The organism is Neisseria sp. HMSC15G01 (assembly GCF_001808255.1).
GTDB classification, from domain to species: domain Bacteria; phylum Pseudomonadota; class Gammaproteobacteria; order Burkholderiales; family Neisseriaceae; genus Neisseria; species Neisseria subflava_A.
This window is the reverse complement of the sequence record NZ_KV792686.1, coordinates 309,011-325,145: the sequence shown is the minus strand read 5'-3', so window position 1 is coordinate 325,145 and position 16,135 is coordinate 309,011. Positions and strand designations below refer to the sequence as shown.

At 48.1% G+C, this 16,135-nt stretch carries 15 protein-coding genes; 9 read left to right on the top strand and 6 right to left on the bottom strand.

Annotation, left to right across the window (positions count from 1 at the left end):
• Positions 1-91 precede the first annotated feature (91 nt).
• The 5 genes from HMPREF3139_RS07905 to HMPREF3139_RS07885 form a co-directional block, all read right to left on the bottom strand.
• Complete coding sequence (locus tag HMPREF3139_RS07905; RefSeq protein WP_070461486.1) at positions 92-1,132, bottom strand: ABC transporter permease; 1,041 nt, start codon at positions 1,130-1,132, stop codon at positions 92-94.
• Between the two features lie 36 nt (positions 1,133-1,168).
• Positions 1,169-2,224, bottom strand: coding sequence for an ABC transporter permease subunit (locus tag HMPREF3139_RS07900; RefSeq protein ID WP_070461485.1), 1,056 nt, complete (start codon positions 2,222-2,224; stop codon positions 1,169-1,171).
• Between the two features lie 97 nt (positions 2,225-2,321).
• The gene (locus HMPREF3139_RS07895; protein WP_070461484.1) at positions 2,322-3,251 is read right to left on the bottom strand and encodes a CobW family GTP-binding protein; all 930 of its coding nucleotides are present in this window, start codon (positions 3,249-3,251) and stop codon (positions 2,322-2,324) included.
• The gene (locus tag HMPREF3139_RS07890) at positions 3,239-3,712 is read right to left on the bottom strand and encodes a Fur family transcriptional regulator (protein WP_049351198.1); all 474 of its coding nucleotides are present in this window, start codon (positions 3,710-3,712) and stop codon (positions 3,239-3,241) included. The genes HMPREF3139_RS07895 and HMPREF3139_RS07890 overlap by 13 nt, the downstream gene beginning before the upstream one ends.
• Positions 3,713-3,825: 113 nt before the next feature.
• Positions 3,826-4,650 (bottom strand): SDR family oxidoreductase, encoded by an 825-nt coding sequence (locus HMPREF3139_RS07885; protein ID WP_070461483.1) that lies wholly within the window; start codon positions 4,648-4,650, stop codon positions 3,826-3,828.
• Positions 4,651-4,782: 132 nt separating this feature from the next.
• On the opposite strand from HMPREF3139_RS07885, the gene HMPREF3139_RS07880 reads away from it, so the two are divergent.
• Both HMPREF3139_RS07880 and HMPREF3139_RS07875 read left to right on the top strand, forming a co-directional pair.
• Positions 4,783-5,244: a c-type cytochrome gene (locus HMPREF3139_RS07880; RefSeq protein ID WP_070461482.1), complete on the top strand. Its 462-nt coding sequence runs from the start codon at positions 4,783-4,785 to the stop codon at positions 5,242-5,244.
• Positions 5,245-5,629: 385 nt separating this feature from the next.
• A complete protein-coding gene (locus HMPREF3139_RS07875; RefSeq protein ID WP_070461481.1) occupies positions 5,630-8,392 on the top strand; it encodes a TonB-dependent receptor domain-containing protein in 2,763 nt (920 codons plus the stop codon).
• A 151-nt stretch (positions 8,393-8,543) separates the two neighbouring features.
• Here the strand turns inward: HMPREF3139_RS07875 and HMPREF3139_RS07870 are convergent, their stop codons facing one another.
• The gene (locus HMPREF3139_RS07870) at positions 8,544-9,740 is read right to left on the bottom strand and encodes an acetate kinase (protein WP_070461480.1); all 1,197 of its coding nucleotides are present in this window, start codon (positions 9,738-9,740) and stop codon (positions 8,544-8,546) included.
• Positions 9,741-9,974: 234 nt separating this feature from the next.
• Here HMPREF3139_RS07870 and HMPREF3139_RS07865 point away from each other — a divergent pair, with 234 nt between their 5' ends.
• The 7 genes from HMPREF3139_RS07865 (at position 9,975) to HMPREF3139_RS07835 (ending at position 16,117) form a co-directional block, all read left to right on the top strand.
• Complete coding sequence (locus HMPREF3139_RS07865) at positions 9,975-10,280, top strand: HLGFF motif protein (RefSeq protein WP_070461479.1); 306 nt, start codon at positions 9,975-9,977, stop codon at positions 10,278-10,280.
• A complete protein-coding gene (gene ccoS / locus HMPREF3139_RS07860; RefSeq protein ID WP_070461478.1) occupies positions 10,280-10,465 on the top strand; it encodes a cbb3-type cytochrome oxidase assembly protein CcoS in 186 nt (61 codons plus the stop codon). Before HMPREF3139_RS07865 ends, ccoS begins: the two co-directional genes overlap by 1 nt.
• Positions 10,465-11,781 (top strand): MFS transporter, encoded by a 1,317-nt coding sequence (locus HMPREF3139_RS07855; RefSeq protein ID WP_070461477.1) that lies wholly within the window; start codon positions 10,465-10,467, stop codon positions 11,779-11,781. The genes ccoS and HMPREF3139_RS07855 overlap by 1 nt, the downstream gene beginning before the upstream one ends.
• 322 nt (positions 11,782-12,103) lie before the next feature.
• Positions 12,104-13,084, top strand: a complete 981-nt coding sequence (locus HMPREF3139_RS07850) for a DNA polymerase III subunit delta' (RefSeq protein ID WP_070461476.1) — start codon at positions 12,104-12,106, stop codon at positions 13,082-13,084.
• 10 nt (positions 13,085-13,094) lie between these two features.
• Positions 13,095-13,448 (top strand): PilZ domain-containing protein, encoded by a 354-nt coding sequence (locus HMPREF3139_RS07845; protein ID WP_003682949.1) that lies wholly within the window; start codon positions 13,095-13,097, stop codon positions 13,446-13,448.
• Positions 13,449-13,456: 8 nt separating this feature from the next.
• Complete coding sequence (locus HMPREF3139_RS07840; RefSeq protein ID WP_070461475.1) at positions 13,457-14,242, top strand: TatD family hydrolase; 786 nt, start codon at positions 13,457-13,459, stop codon at positions 14,240-14,242.
• A gap of 321 nt (positions 14,243-14,563) precedes the next feature.
• Positions 14,564-16,117 carry a fatty acid--CoA ligase gene (locus HMPREF3139_RS07835; protein ID WP_070461474.1) on the top strand — a complete coding sequence of 518 codons (1,554 nt, stop codon included), beginning with the start codon at positions 14,564-14,566 and terminating at the stop codon, positions 16,115-16,117.
• Positions 16,118-16,135 lie beyond the last annotated feature (18 nt).

Sequence of the window (16,135 nt, the reverse complement as noted above, 5' to 3'; positions counted from 1 at the left end):
GAATGGATGAGGCCGTCTGAAACTTTTCAGACGGCCTTGAGAATGCAGGATAAGCCTTTCCGCCCACCCTCTTCACGCTTTAGAAAAGCAATTAACTGCGTGCGCGTACGTCAAATGCCTGACGCAAACCTTCGCCGATCATGACCAACAAAAGCAGCATTACCGTCAACGTGGCAACGGCAGACAGGCCGATCCACCACGCGTCCAAGTTGTCTTTGCCTTGCGCCAGCAACTCACCCAAACTTGCCTGTGAGGCAGGTACGCCCAAGCCCAAGAAGTCCAAACTGGTCAGGGCAAGTACGGCGCCAGAAATACGGAAAGGCAGGAAGGCCAATACCGGCGTCAAGCTGTTGGGCAGGATATGGCGCCACATGATTTCACGGTTGCCCACACCCATCGCGCGCGCCGCCAAAACATAATCGGCCTGACGGTTTTTCAAAAACTCGGCGCGGACATAGTCGGACAAGCCCATCCAGCCGAAAAGCGACAGCAACACCAGCAAAATCAACAGTCCCGGATTAAAGAACGAAGACAGGATAATCAAGAGGTACAGCTCCGGCATACCGCCCCAAACCTCGATAAAACGCTGCATCAGAAGGTCGGTTTTACCGCCGAAATAACCCTGCACCGCGCCTGCAATCACGCCAATCACGGTAGTCACCACGGTCAACACCAAGGCAAACAACAGCGAATCACGGAAACCGTAAACCAAGCGCGCCAACAGGTCGCGGCCGCGGTCGTCCGTTCCCAAGATATGCCGTTCGGATGGTTTGGCCGGATCGGGTACCGTATCAAAATCGTTCAAGGTATCGGCATCGTAAGGATTGGGCAGGTAAAAGGCAAAATTGCCGTCTGAAGTAATGTTGTGGCGGATAAGCGGATCCAGATAATCCGCCGGCGTATCGAAATCGCCGCCAAATGTGGCTTCGTTGTATTCGTTTACCAAGGGGAAGAAATACTCGCCCTGATAACGTATCCACAAAGGTTTGTCGTTGCTCCACAAAGGTGCAAGCAAAGTGACGACAAACAAAACGGCCAAAATCCGCAAAGCCAACCAACCGCGCTTATGCTGTTTAAAGGCTTGCCAAGTAGGGTTTGAAGTAGATTTTTTCTTTTTCATGGTTTGAAACATTCTTTAATAATGGATTGAAGACATTTTCAGACGGCCTTATTTCTGTCCGCCAAAGTGAATGCGCGGATCGACCCACGAATACGAAATATCTGACACCAATTTAGCCAACAACCCCATCAGTGTGAACACATACAGCGTACCCATTACGACAGGATAATCACGTTTCATCACTGCCTCGTAAGACAGCAAACCCAACCCGTCCAGCGAGAACAACGTTTCAATCAACAGGCTTCCGGTAAAGAATGCGCCGATAAATGCGGCTGGGAAACCGGTAATCAGAGGAATCATGGCATTTCGGAAAATATGTTTCCACAGAATCTGTTTCTCAGGCAAGCCCTTGGCTCGCGCGGTATAAACATATTGACGGCGAATTTCTTCAAGGAATACGTTTTTCGTCAATACGGTCATTACCGCCAAGTTGCCTGCTACCGAAGCGGTAATCGGCAAGGCCATATGCCACAAATAATCTTTGACTTTACCTGCCCAAGAGAGTGTATCGAAATCATCGCCGACCAAGCCGCCCTGTGGGAACCAGGCAAAAAAGCTGCCACCGCCAAACAACACCAGCAACACCAAGCCCAAGACAAACGGCGGTACGGTATAGCCGACCAAAATGATCATACCCGTAACCGTATCAAACCGGCTGCCATCCCTGACCGCCTTGGCAATACCCAACGGAATACATATCAAATAAGTTAGGAAGAATGTCCACAAACCCAAACTCATCGATACCGGCATTTTCTCTTTTACCAACTCAAATACGGTTTGGTGGTGGAAAAAGCTCTCGCCCAAATCAAAACGGGCGAATTTCCATACCATATCGACAAAACGCGTCACAGGCGGCTTGTCGAAACCGTATAAAGCATTCAGAGCAGCCAAATCTTCCGCACTGATGCGGTTGCCGTTTTTAGCCAAAGTTCCAGGCATACTGCGTCCTGCTGTTTCGCCGCCAACTGCGCCCTGCGTCAGCTGCTGAACCATCTGTTCCACCGGACCGCCGGGAACAAACTGAATGACGGCGAAGGTAATCGCCAAAATCCCCAACAACGTGGGAATCAAAAGGAGCAAACGATGAAAGATATAACGCCACATGATAAAGTGTTCCTCTATTTTTTGATTTGAAGGCCGTCTGAAACCACTGACCTCAGACAGCATATAGTAACGGATTAATAAGCGTTTGGCCGATTATTTACTTCTCTAAGGCCTCCTGCAATTTCTTCTCAATTAAATCCGCGTCAAACGATTTGGCAATCAGCTCAAAGCGCGAGTCACGGCGCCACGAAACTTGGTTTGCGCCCCATTGACCGTCCACCCAGTTGAGCCATACCCATGTACCGAGCACTTGGAACACGCCTTTGGCGCGCACGAGGCCGTCTGTAAATTTAGGCAGGTCGTTGAAGAAATCGGTCAGCTTTTCGCCGTCGAAATCACGCCCGGAAGGGAAAGTGAAACCTTGGGACTGGAAGCCCATGGTGTTGTCCGGCAGGGCTTTGAGACGGTAGCGCGATTTTTCGACCACGGGAATATCAAGCCATTGGATGTCGAGTTGCGCATTTTGAACTTCAACCACTTTGGCTTTAGGCGGGAACAGCTTGGCCGCTTTATCGTGAAACTCGGCCAGCTGCTCGGGCGTGCACAAGTCTGTTTTGCTGGCGACCAATACGTCGCAAATGCCAATTTGGTCTTTATACAAGGCTTGTTGAGCGTAATCGGGATTAATGAATTGGCGTGGATCGACAACGGTAAAAACAGCGCCGATTTCCAACATGCTGTCGAGCGGCTTGGCTTTCAATTCGTCGATAACACTGGCGGCGTGCGCCAGGCCGCTGGCTTCAATCATCAAGCGGTCGGGTTGGGCATCGCGCAGCATTTTTTGTACGGTCGTACCCATTTGTGCGCCGGCAGTACAGCACAAACAGCCGCCGGCGATTTCTGCGACGGGAATGCCGTTGTCGCTCAAGACAGCGCCGTCAATGCCGATTTCGCCAAATTCGTTGACGATGATGACCCATTTTTCATTCGGATCTTTTTGCGCCATCAGACTTTTGAGTGCGGTGGTTTTGCCTGTTCCGAGGAAGCCTGAAATCAGGTGGACTTTAGTCTTTTTTACTTCTGACATTTTTTACAAATTCCTGTTAAAACAACATGTTCTTCTTTTAATGAGAAACCGGTTTCGGCCACGCCTGCACGCAATGCCGCCCATTCTTGGCTCAAGGTCTGCTCATCTGCCGTACCGCATTCGGTACAAACCAAAATAAACGCGCTGTGGTGCGCTTCGGCTTCTTCGTGGTCATGGCAATGGTCGTCGCATTCGTGCTGCGCGTGGCTACACAGAATATAGCCGTTGACCGCCGCCACTTTGTGCAAAACGCCCTGCTCCGCCCAAAAATCAAGGGCGCGGTAGGCCGTCGGCGGCGCAACCACGCCCTCGCTTTGCTGCTGCATCTGCGACAGAACGTTGTAGGCTTTAATCACGCCGCTTTGTTTCAAAACAATATCAAGCACTTGCTCGCGCAAAGCGGTTACCTGCACACCATCGCGCTGCGCTTGTTCTAAGATTTTTTGTTTGATTGCGTTCATAACTGAAACAGCCTTTCAGACGGCCTTGTTAATAAAAAATTACATTATAACGTGTTTGTTCAATTTCAGATAACAAAGAGGCCGTCTGAAATGTTCAGACGGCCTGATGCCGATTACTTAAACCAAGATTTAATTTTTCCAAACAAAGACATACTTTGTTTTTCAAACGTTTCTGCCTTCACTGGAGCAGGCGCGTCACGGTAAACTTTCATGCCTGCAAAGGTCTGGGCAACCGGCATGATTTCGATGGAATTGACGTTCATCCGCGCAGGACGTTGATAGAGCCATAAAGCGGTATCGGCAATATCTTGCGGCTGGATAAACTCGACATTCTCATAAACCTCGGCCGCACGCTGATCGTCACCTTTGAAACGGACGTTGGAAAACTCGGTATCCCCGCACAAGCCCGGTTCGATATTGGTAATGCGGATGTTTTTGTCTGCCAATTCGGCGCGCAGGTTCATACTGAATTGGCGCACAAAAGCCTTGGTCGCGCCATAGACATTACTGCCTGAATAAGCATAACTGCCGGCAATCGAACCCAAATTGATGATGTAGCCCTGTTTGCGCGCTACCATTTGCGGCAAAATCTGGCGGGTCAGAAAAGTCAGGCCGATGATATTGGTTTGAATCATGGTTTCCCAATCGCCAAAATCGGCTTTATCAGCTGAATCCAGACCTAAAGCCAAACCGGCATTGTTGATCAGGCAATCAATTTCAGCTAAATACTCGGGCAGACTGTTCAAAGCGTTTTGAATCGACTCCGTACGAGAAACATCCATTTCCAAAGGGTAAAACTGCTCGCCCAATTCCTCTGCCAACTGCTGCAATTTGTCTTCGCGCCTTGCCGCGCCAATGACATGATAGCCTGCCGCAACAAAAGTGCGGCACATTGCCGCGCCGAATCCTGCCGATGCCCCGGTAATCAAAATTGCCATATCGTTTCCTTTCTGTACTCGTTTCAGACTTGGGTTTAAGGTATGATAACGCCTTATCAGACGGCCTAAGCGTTTGGCTGGCTGATTTTAAATTTAACGATAATCATATCATTACAATAGGACACACTCCATATGAAAACCCGTTTTCTCCCTGTTGCTTTGGCAACAGTGGTGCTTACACTTTCCGCCTGCGGCGGCAGCGGCGCGCCTTCCCAGCCTAAAGGCCCGATTTCCGAAGACCGTACGGCCGCGTTCAAATCCATGATGCCCGAGTTTACCCGCATGGGCAAAATGGTCAAAGACGAAGAGCCTTACGACGTAGAAAAATTCAAACAAGCCGCCGTAACCTTCGCCGAAAACAGCAAAAAACCGTTTACCCTGTTTGAATCCGACCCTCAAGGCAACGGCCGCGCCCTGCCTGCCATCTGGACAGACACGGCAACCTTCAAAGCCGAAGAAGAAAAATTCGTTGCTGCGGTTGAAAAACTCAACGCCGCCGCCCAAACCGGCAAATTGGAAGAAATCAAAGCCGCTTACGGCGAAACCGGTGCAACCTGTAAATCCTGCCACGACACATTCCGCGGTCCGGAATAAGGCTTAAAACAATAAAGGCCGTCTGAAATATCATTTTCAGACGGCCTTTTCTTCAACTACCTTCAAACCTTTCTATATCGACTTTATATTTTGCATTTCATGTTTTTTACCGGTTTCATTTGAAACCGACGGCTCAATTCACATAGCGCAATCAAATTTTCTTCTTCCAGCTGTTTAAATTCAATTAAATCTCCCTTCTTCTCAACCACCCAAATTCAAATTCAGACCTGCTTTATCTTTTCAGCCAGATTAATCATATGCGGGTGGATTATCTTCTAAAACAAAATTTTACTTTATTTTTTAATAAATAAAAACCATTATTAAAATATTTGTAAAGTTTAATAATATGTTATAAAGTAGCGGCTTCGTTTCTGAGGTAACTATCATGAATCCGAATTTCAAATTAAATCTACTAACATTATCTTTACTGGCTATAACAAATATCGCACACGCAGAAGAAGAGGTTTCAACTCAAGAGCTTGATGAAATTCAAGTCAAAAGCAAACACATTGCCAAAGAGAAAAAAGTTTTTACCGAAGGCCAAGCCAAAAGTTCGCGTGAACGCGTTTATCAATCCAGCGAAAACATCGATACCATCGTGCGGAGCATGCCCGGCGTTTTCACCCAACAAGACAAGGGATCGGGGGTATTGGCGGTCAATATCCGTGGCGATAGCGGTTTGGGACGTGTCAATACGATGGTTGACGGCGTCACCCAAACCTTCTATTCCACTTCTGCCGATGCCGGACGCAGTGGCAGCTCCTCCCAATTCGGTACGGCACTGGATCCCAATTTTATTGCCGGCGTGGATGTAACCAAAGGCAGTTTCTCGGGTGCCAACGGCATCAATACCTTATCCGGTACAGCCAATTTCCGTACTTTACGAGTAGACGATGTGGTACACGGAAACAATACCTTCGGCCTCTTAACCAAAGGATTGACCGGCACAAACAGCACCAAAAGCAACTTTATGGCAACCGGAGCAGTACAAAAATGGTTTGACAGCGGTGCGCGCCTTGGCGCTTTATATGGCTACAGCCACCGTAATGTCGAGCAAAACTATAAAGTAGGCGGCGGCGGTCAGCGTATCGGCAATTTTGGCGAAGAATATTTGGACCGTAAAAAACAAGAATATTTTGAACGCAACTTATTAAAATTCGACCAAGGGCAAAATCGTTGGGTTCGCGACTTTTCCAAGCGCAATGCGGTCGGTAAAAGCTATTGGGACTACCCTTTCTCCAAAAAATATAACGATCCTGAAGTTTTACAAAGAGATTATGTCGATGACTTGGAAAGAGGCTGGAAAGAGAATTTGGCACCGCAATGGGATCTGACTCCAATCGACCCGACCAGCCTGCAACAACGCTCAAACAGCCATTTGGTCAAAGTGGAATACGAAAACGACAACAACAAGCTCGACCTTCAGCTTCGTACCATGAACAACCGTATCGGCAGCCGCAAAGTAGAAAACCGCAACTACCAAGCCAATTACAACTTAAACATTGGCGATTATGTCGATTTAAACGTGTTGGCCGCCCATAATTTGGGAAAACAAAAATATCCGAAAAACTCACGTTTTTCAGGATGGGGACTGCTTGATTATTTGGAAACCAAAAATACGGCCAATCTTTTGGATATCAACAACAGCTTTTCTTTCAAACTTCCCCAAAAAACAGATTTAAAAACTACTGTCGGTTTCAATTTCTTTAAAAACCAATACAGTAAAAACCGCTTTCCGGAAGAGCTGAGCCTGTTTTACGACGGCCCGGATCAAGATGCCGGCCTGTACAGCTTTTTAGGCCGCTTCAAAGGAGACAAAGGAATATTTCCTCAAAAATCAACCATATTGCAACCTTCAGGCCAGCAAAAATTCAATACGTTCTATTTTGATACTTCCTTGAAAAAAGGCATTTATCAATTGAATTACAGCGCCAATATGGTCAACTACCGCTACAAGGGCGAATATACCGACTACTTCAATACCCAAGAAGACTTTAAAAAAGCATTTGGAGAAGATTCTGAAATTTATAAACAGCATTGCACGCCAAGCTGCGACCTTTACGAACCAGTTTATACCAAATCCGGTAAAAAGCATGCGGTAAACCATTCGGTGGCATTAAACATCAATGTCAACGACTACTTTATGCCGTTTATCAGCTATTCGCGTACGCATAGAATGCCGAATATTCAAGAAATGTATTTTTCACAAATCGGCGACTCGGGCGTTAATACAGCCCTTAAGCCGGAACAGGCCAATACTTACCAAATAGGCTTCAATACCTTCAAAAAAGGGATTTTCAAGCCGGACGATGTATTGGGTTTCAAACTGGTCGCCTACCGCAGCAGAATAAACAACTATATCCACAATGTTTATGGCAAATGGTGGGATTTGGATAAAGCACCCAGCTGGGTAACCAGTACCGGCCTGCAATACTCCATCCAGCATCGAAACTATGCCAAACCTGTCCATAAAAACGGTTTGGAAGTGGAAATGAACTATGATTTCGGCCGCTTTTTTACCACCCTGTCTTACGCCTATCAAAAAACCAACCAGCCGACCAATTATAGCGATGCCAGCGAATCGCCCCGCAACTCTTCTAAAGAAGACCAAATCAAACAAGGCTACGGCTTAAGCAAAATTTCCCGCTTGCCCCGAGATTACGGTCGGTTTGAATTAGGGTCCCGATGGTTGGGCAACAAATTGACCATCGGCGGCATTATGCGCTATTACGGCAAAAGTACACGGGCAACGACTGAGGAGGAATTTGTTGACGGTACAACCGGTGCTAATACCTACTCTTCACATCAAATGGGCAGAAGGGTGATCAAAAAAACAGAAAGCATCAACAGACAGCCGATGATTTTTGATTTCTATGCCAATTATGAACCGAAGAAAAACCTTATCCTTCGTTTCGACATTCAAAATGCGTTCAATAAACGCTATGTCGATCCTTTGGATGCCGCAAACGATGCCGCAACCCAGCGCTATTTCAGCGTATTTGAAAGAAAAGGCGGTTGGGATGATGAAGAGGTCGAATGCGATGCCAACGGTTTATGCAATGGCAAATATGGCGGTACGACACGCTCCGTCTTAAACAACTACGCACGAGGCAGGACTTTGCTGTTTACCATCAGTTATAAGTTCTAAACCTATCTATCAGCGTTCTTAATATTACACTGATTAAAAAGCCGGTAAACGCAATGTTTGCCGGCTTTTTTCAATATATTCTCAAAATTTTTTTCATCTATACACAACAAAAAACCTACCCTTGCGGGCAGGTTTTCAATAATGACGGAGATTACAGGCCGCTCAGACGGGCTGTATCGTGTGCAATCATCAATTCTTCGTTAGTAGGAATCACAACGGCAACAGCTTTGCTGTCGGCAGTGGTAATCACACCAGCATTACCGAAGCGGGCTTTCAGGTTAGCTTCTTGGTCGATGTACAGACCGAGGAAGCCCAAGTAGCCCAATACGCGTTCGCGGATGATGTCGGAGTTTTCACCGATACCGCCGGTGAAGACCAATGCGTCCAAACCGCCTGCCGCTACTGTCATGCTGCCGATGTATTTAGCCAAGCGGTAGATGAACATTTCCAGAGCCAGTTTGGCGCCCGGATGACCTTTGGCAGCTTCTTCTTCAATGGTACGGCAGTCGTTGGACAAACCGGAGATACCGAGCAGGCCGGATTTTTTGTTCAGCATTTCGGTAATTTGGGAAATGGTCATGTTGGCGTTTTCAGCCAAGAAACTGAAAACTGAAGGGTCGATATCGCCGCTGCGTGTACCCATTACCAAACCTTCCAGCGGAGTCAGGCCCATGCTGGTATCTTTACATTCGCCGTTGGCAACTGCCGCAATAGATGCGCCGTTACCCAAGTGGGCAATAACCATGCGCAAATCTTTTTTGTCTTTGCCGAGGAAGCGTGCAGTTTCGTCAGAAACGAAGCGGTAGCTGGTACCGTGTGCACCGTAACGGCGCAAGCCGTATTTTTCGTACAATTCATGTGGAACAGCGTATTTGTAAGCATGTTCAGGCATGGTTTGATGGAATGCAGTGTCGAATACGACAACGTTCGGCAGGCCTTTGAAAATGGTTTGTGCAGCGCGCAGGCCCAAAAGGTGTGCCGGGTTGTGCAGAGGAGCAAGTGGAATACATTTTTCGATACCGTCGATAACTTCGTCGGTAACCAAAATGGATTCGCTGTACAATTCGCCGCCGCTTACCACGCGGTGGCCGATCGCACCGATACGGGTGTCGAGGCCGTGGGCTTTGAGCTCGTCCATCAGTGCTTCTACCGCGCCGGTATGGTCTGGCTTGGCGGCCAATTCAACTTTATGTTTTTCGCCGTTGAATTTGAAGGTGATGTAGGCATCAGGCAGATTGAGTTTTTCTGCCAGGCAGCTCAGTAATACTTCGCCGCTGTCGTTATCCAATACGGCACCTTTGAGGGAAGAGCTGCCGCAGTTCAAAACCAAGATTAATTTTTGTGTCATTTTATGCTCCTTGAGGTTTCAGACGGCATTTTTGTCGGGACCTTACTGCTGCTCCGGCTATGTTGCACCCCTTGTGGGACGTAGTGGGTAGCGGTCTGAACAGATTAACAAAGTAAACGCCGTATTCTAACAAAAAATGTAATCGGCTGCTTGACTTAATATTTGATGTAAAATGGACGGAATTTTATTTTAGGCCGTCTGAAAAAATGACGGCGGTTTTGAAGATTTCCCGATATGCATTATTTCAGTATCCACACTCAAGACGGCGAACATGCCGGATTTTTTATTATGTTAGCAGACGATGAATCGCAAAATCCGCCGCAAAGCGGACGCTTTGTAGTCAAACTGCAAAGCGAAGATGCAACCGAAGCAGCGGTATTGTCGCCTTTCGAGCAAACCGATATCCCTCAATACTGGCGCGTGGTTAAAGACCGTATCGAATTGTTTTTTGACGATAAAAATATCGGTGCGTTGCGCAACGAATACCTGACAGTCAGCGGCAAAACCTTTATCCTGAGCGATTTGACCGGAGCGATGTAATGGAAAGTATGTTTATCCTTGTCCCCATCAGCATTATTTTGGCCTTTATCATCGGTTGGTTTTTCTGGTGGTCGGGTAAAAACGGACAGTTTGACGACCTTGAAGGACCTGCGCACCGCATTTTGATGGACGACGACTCCACTGAAAAACTGATCGAAAAAGACGAAGACAAAGAATCCAAATAATGAGCCTTAAAAAAGACAATCTGAATTTCCACACGACCCGCCGTTTTGCGCCGCTCTTTGGGACGCAGTTTTTAGGCGCGTTTAACGATAATGTGTTTAAAACCGCATTATTCGTGATGATCAGTTTTTACGGTTTGGGCAAAAACGACTTTCTGCCGTCCAGCCAAATGCTGAACTTGGGCGCGATGCTGTTTATCCTGCCCTATTTCCTGTTTTCCGCGCTGTCAGGGCAGCTGAGCAACAAATTCGACAAAGCCGTTTTGGCGCGTTGGATCAAGCTGTTGGAAATCATCATCATGGCAGTAGCGGCATATGGCTTCTATATTCAATCCGCGCCTTTGCTTTTAATCTGCCTGTTTTGCATGGGTACGCAATCGACTTTGTTCGGCCCGCTGAAATACGCCATTTTGCCCGATTACCTCAACGACAAAGAGCTGATTATGGGCAACAGTCTGATTGAATCAGGTACGTTTATCGCCATTTTGCTCGGCCAGATTTTGGGCACCGCAGTCGCAGGCGTTCCGCCGTATATTGTTGGCGGTTTGGTGTTATTGGTCGCTATCGGCGGCACGATGACCAGCCTGTTTATGCCGTCTGTACCCGCTAAAATGCCGGACACAAAAATCGAATGGAACATCATCAAAGGCACGAATTCACTGATTCGTGAAGCGGCGGCCGACCGACCCGTATTCACTTCCATCATCAGTATTTCATGGTTTTGGTTTGTCGGCTCGGTTTATACCACCCAACTGCCGACGTTCACGCAAATCCATTTGGGCGGCAACGATAATGTGTTCAACCTGATGTTGGCGCTGTTCTCCATCGGTATCGCCATCGGCTCGGTATTATGCGCCAAACTCAGCCACGAGCGCCTGATTTTGGGCTTGGTTACCATCGGCACTCTGGGGCTAACGGTCTGTGGATTATTGCTGGTGTGGCTGACCCAAGGCCAACGCTTTACCGAATTAAACGGCATTATTTGGTTTTTATCGCAAGCTAAAGCGTATCCGATTATGCTCGTGATGTCGGCCATCGGCTTTTTCGGAGGCTTTTTCTCCGTACCGCTCTACACTTGGTTGCAAACCGCCAGCAGCGAAACCTTCCGCGCCCACGCCGTCGCCGCCAACAACATCATCAACGGCGTATTTATGGTGTCAGCCGCCATTTTGAGCGCAGTTTTGCTGATGTTGTTTGACAGCATCACGCTGCTGTATTTGATTGTTGCCGTGGGTAATCTTCCGTTGATTGTTTACCTCATCAAACGGGAATCGAAATTTATCGGGGATTTGACTGCTTTATTGAAAATCAGCAAATAAGGCCGTCTGAAATGTATCCCCACCATGCACATTTTCACTATTCAATCTCGTGGACAGCTTGTGCATAAATCAGATTACTGTCTGATTTAAAATTAAAAAACACATCTGCCTAAATTTTAAGCACAACTTTACTCCCAAACAAAATGCACATTTTCCCCAAACAAGCGTGTGCAAAGGCTGTGAATAAGTAAGCTTAATAATTGATATTTCAAAGAAAGACGATACTTGATTAATTTTTAGGCAGTTTATTAAAGGCCGTCTGAAACCTTTTTCAGACGGCCTGAGAGTATAATAACCACCTACCTTATAGTTCCCAAACGATATGATTTATCCATGGCATGAAACCCAATGGCAACAGCTCGCCGCCCATTGGCAAAACCGTCCCAACGCCTGGCTGTTTACCGGCAAAGAAAATACCGGCAAAACCGAGTTTGCCCGCTTTGTCGCGCAGGCATTGCTGTGCGAATCGCCCAAGTCCGGTCATGAACCCTGCGGCGAGTGTGCTTCGTGTCATTTATTCAGCCAAAATACCCATCCCGACTTTTATGAACTCACGCCGGAAATTCCCGAAGACGAGGCAACAGGACGCAAACTCCTGCAAATCAAAATCGATGCCGTGCGCGATATTGTGGAAAACATTTACCTGACTGCTGTCCGTGGCGGCCTGCGCGTGGTATTGGTGCATCCGGCGGAAAGCATGAACACACAGGCGGCAAACGGTTTGTTGAAAGCTCTGGAAGAGCCGCCGCAACACGTCGTTTTCCTGCTCGTTACCCATGCACGCGACAAACTCCTGCCCACCATCAAAAGCCGTTGCCGCCAGATGGTGCTGCCCTCGCCTACCCATGAGCAGGCTGCGGCATACCTGCGCCAACAGGGCGTGGAAAATGCCGAAGCCATGTTGGCATTCCACAGCGGCGCACCTTTATTCACGCCGACTCCAGAATTGGACGCATTACGCGAAGAGTTGCTGACGCTGCTGGCTGCCCCGCGCCTGTTGGCCATACTCGACTACGCCGCCGCGTTCGACAAACAAAAACAACCGCTGGCCGTTTTCATCGACTGGCTGCAAAAGTGGCTGATGGATGTCGGCTTGGCACAACAAAACATGGCGCCGCTTTATTATCCGCACCATGCCCAAGCCCTGCTTCAGACAGCCTCTAAAACCGATTCACGCAAGCTGTTTGCCCTATTGGGCCGTCTGAACGCGCTCAACCCTTACGGATATCATACCTTGAGTGTTAAAATGCAGCTTGAGTATCTGCTTATCGAATATTTGGATTTTTGGCAAAACAAACCCTAACAGGTAATCAATGATGAATAAAAAAGACATTCCGGCGAAGATGTTGGCTTTGCAACTCAAAGACCCCAATTTGTTGTACAACTGCTATATGCCGTTTTTAGAACACGGCGGCCTGTTCGTACCGACCGATGACGTATTCTCACTAGGCGAAGACATCCTCTTGGCCGTCGAAATCGCCGACTATCCCAAACGCTTCCTGCCCACCAAAGTCGTTTGGATCAATCCGGCGCGCACTTCAGCCCACCGTCCCAAAGGCGTAGGACTTGCATTCTCCGAACACGAAAGCTGCCTGCAGGCAAAAAACCTGATCGAAGCCGAGCTTGGCCCGCGTCTGCGCAGCGACCGCACTACTTTTACCCTGTAATAAATACCATGTATTTAATCGATTCACATTGCCATCTCAACTTTGACGGCTTAAAAGACCGCCTGCCCGAAGTCTTTGCCAACATGGAAGCGCAAAGCGTCAAACAGGCGCTTGCCATCAGCGTCAGCAAACAAAGTTTTGCCGAAGTCTTCGACATTGCTCAGGCAAACGACCACATCTACTGCACCATCGGCATACATCCCGACAGCCAAGAAGCAGAAGAATTTACCATTGCCGAAATGGTAGAAGCGGCCAAACATCCCAAAATCGTCGGTATCGGCGAAACCGGTTTGGACTATTACTGGTGCAAAGGCGATTTGTCATGGCAACATCAACGCTTTACCGACCATATCCAAGCCGCCAACGAAAGCGGCCTGCCCGTTATCGTCCACACGCGCGATGCGGCCGAAGACACATTGCGGATCTTGAAAGAATGCCATACCAACTCCGGCGTGATTCACTGCTTCTCTGAAGACGTCGCCTTTGCCAAAGCCGCTTTGGATTTGGGGTTATACATTTCCTTCTCCGGCATTGTGACGTTTAAAAACGCACCGCTGATACAGGAAGCCGCCAAATACGTCCCTGCCGATAGAATCTTGGTAGAAACCGATGCGCCCTTCCTCGCACCAGTTCCCAAACGCGGCAAACAAAACGAGCCTTCCTACGTTCGCTATACGGCCGAGTTCTTAGCCAATCTGCGCGGCGAGAGCTTGGAAACATTGGCACAAAACACCAGCGACAATTTCTATCGCCTGTTTAAGAAAGTACCCGATGGCCGTCTGAACAATGGCTAGGTCTCAAAATCTCTAAACATTGGCTCTGCCAACCCGTCATCAGGATTCTGCCTCAAACTCAACGGTAAACTCGAAATGGCTTGAGACAGAAACGCAATCGGCTTGCGCTATCTTCAGAACGGCAAACTTTTGAAGAATGGGAATATTCCCATCAACACAATAAATAAGTTTAAATTCAAAATATTGCTTTCCTAAGCCCAGCAAAGCTCAAGGCCGTCTGAAAGTATTTTCAGACGGCCTCTTGCTTATTTTACCGATAGGATGTAAAACCTATCCTTCGAAATAAACGGTTCATCGAAACCGTACATCAATCGACACAATATGGACACAAACTCCGAAATGCACACCCACCCTAATTTTTACGCTATGCTGACTGCAGCCTGCCAAAAAAACGGTAAAGGCACAGTCATTTTCAACGACAAAGAAAAAATCAGCTATTCCTCCCTCAAACACGAAGTAGAAACCGTCGCCGCCTATCTACAACACCAAGGCGTACAATATGGCGACAGGGTTGCCCTTGTCGTTTCCAACTCACCCGAATTTATTGCCGCCTATTTCGCCATTACTTCCATCGGCGCGGTAGCCGTCCCACTGAACGTCTTTTTGAAAAGCGAAGAATTTTCCTACATTCTCAATGATTGCGGCGCACGCTTCATGTTCGCCTCAGCGCCGTTGGCCAAAGAACTCAAAAACATCAAAGCCAAAACCAAAGTCAATAAAATCATCTGGATTGGCGAAACCAAAGCCGCCAGTAGTGATGACAGCTATTTCGATGCCGCGCGAACATTCCCCGGCAAACCGAATCTGAGCCGTCAGCCGTCTGCCAACGATTTGGCGCACATTATCTACACCTCCGGCACAACCGGCCACCCCAAAGGCGCATTAATCAGTTACAGCAACCTGTTTTCCAACCTTTCAGGCATCGAACAAATTTTCCAAATTTCGCAAAAAGACCGCTTCGTCGTCTTCTTGCCTATGTTCCACAGCTTTACGCTGACCGCCATGGTTTTGCTGCCGATATATCAAGCCTGCTCGATTATTTTGGTCAAATCCGTCTTCCCGTTCTCCAACGTGTTGAAACAGGTTTTACTCAAACGCGCTACCATTTTCCTCGGCGTACCGGCCATTTACACCGCCATGAGTAAAACTAAAATCCCTTGGTATTTCAGATGGTTCAACCGCGTCCGTCTGTTTATTAGCGGCGGTGCGCCTCTGGCCGGACAAACCATCGACGACTTTAAAGCCAAATTCCCGCGCGCCAAATTGCTGGAAGGCTACGGCTTGAGCGAATGCTCGCCCGTTGTGGCCGTCAATACGCCCGACCGCCAAAAAACCGCCAGCGTCGGCGTTGCCCTGCCCGGCCTCACCGTGAAAGCCGTCGATGACGAATTGATCGAAGTGCCGCGCGGCGAAGTGGGCGAACTCATCATCAAAGGCGACTCGGTGATGCAAGGCTACCTCAATATGCCTGACGCCACAGATGAAACCATTGTCAACGGTTGGCTGAAAACCGGCGACTTCGTCACTATTGATGAAGACGGCTTCATCTTCATCGTTGACCGCAAAAAAGACCTGATTATCTCCAAAGGCCAAAACGTCTATCCACGCGAAATCGAAGAAGCCATTTACAAACTCGAAGCTGTGGAAGCCACTGCTGTAATCGGCGTGAGGGACCAATACGCCGATGAAGAAATCATTGCCTTTATCCAACTCAAAGAAGGCATGAAGCTGGAAGAAGCCGAAGTCCGCAGCCACCTGCGCGGCCTGTTGGCAAACTTTAAAATCCCAAAACAAGTCATCTTCCAAGACGAGCTGCCGCGCAATGCCACCGGCAAAGTGTTAAAACGCAAACTCAAAGAACAGTTTCAAGACTAAACCTCTGTTTCAGACGGC

What these genes read in the sequence shown, in the direction of transcription:
- HMPREF3139_RS07850 (WP_070461476.1), top strand. Translation starts at nt 12,104, where the DNA reads ATGATTTATCCATGGCATGAAACCCAATGGCAACAGCTCGCCGCCCAT.
- HMPREF3139_RS07845 (WP_003682949.1), top strand. Translation starts at nt 13,095, where the DNA reads ATGATGAATAAAAAAGACATTCCGGCGAAGATGTTGGCTTTGCAACTC.
- ccoS (WP_070461478.1), top strand. Translation starts at nt 10,280, where the DNA reads ATGGAAAGTATGTTTATCCTTGTCCCCATCAGCATTATTTTGGCCTTT.
- HMPREF3139_RS07885 (WP_070461483.1), bottom strand. Translation starts at nt 4,650, where the DNA reads ATGGCAATTTTGATTACCGGGGCATCGGCAGGATTCGGCGCGGCAATG.
- HMPREF3139_RS07865 (WP_070461479.1), top strand. Translation starts at nt 9,975, where the DNA reads ATGCATTATTTCAGTATCCACACTCAAGACGGCGAACATGCCGGATTT.
- HMPREF3139_RS07840 (WP_070461475.1), top strand. Translation starts at nt 13,457, where the DNA reads ATGTATTTAATCGATTCACATTGCCATCTCAACTTTGACGGCTTAAAA.
- HMPREF3139_RS07855 (WP_070461477.1), top strand. Translation starts at nt 10,465, where the DNA reads ATGAGCCTTAAAAAAGACAATCTGAATTTCCACACGACCCGCCGTTTT.
- HMPREF3139_RS07900 (WP_070461485.1), bottom strand. Translation starts at nt 2,224, where the DNA reads ATGTGGCGTTATATCTTTCATCGTTTGCTCCTTTTGATTCCCACGTTG.
- HMPREF3139_RS07905 (WP_070461486.1), bottom strand. Translation starts at nt 1,132, where the DNA reads ATGTTTCAAACCATGAAAAAGAAAAAATCTACTTCAAACCCTACTTGG.
- HMPREF3139_RS07890 (WP_049351198.1), bottom strand. Translation starts at nt 3,712, where the DNA reads ATGAACGCAATCAAACAAAAAATCTTAGAACAAGCGCAGCGCGATGGT.
- HMPREF3139_RS07895 (WP_070461484.1), bottom strand. Translation starts at nt 3,251, where the DNA reads ATGTCAGAAGTAAAAAAGACTAAAGTCCACCTGATTTCAGGCTTCCTC.
- HMPREF3139_RS07880 (WP_070461482.1), top strand. Translation starts at nt 4,783, where the DNA reads ATGAAAACCCGTTTTCTCCCTGTTGCTTTGGCAACAGTGGTGCTTACA.
- HMPREF3139_RS07835 (WP_070461474.1), top strand. Translation starts at nt 14,564, where the DNA reads ATGGACACAAACTCCGAAATGCACACCCACCCTAATTTTTACGCTATG.
- HMPREF3139_RS07875 (WP_070461481.1), top strand. Translation starts at nt 5,630, where the DNA reads ATGAATCCGAATTTCAAATTAAATCTACTAACATTATCTTTACTGGCT.
- HMPREF3139_RS07870 (WP_070461480.1), bottom strand. Translation starts at nt 9,740, where the DNA reads ATGACACAAAAATTAATCTTGGTTTTGAACTGCGGCAGCTCTTCCCTC.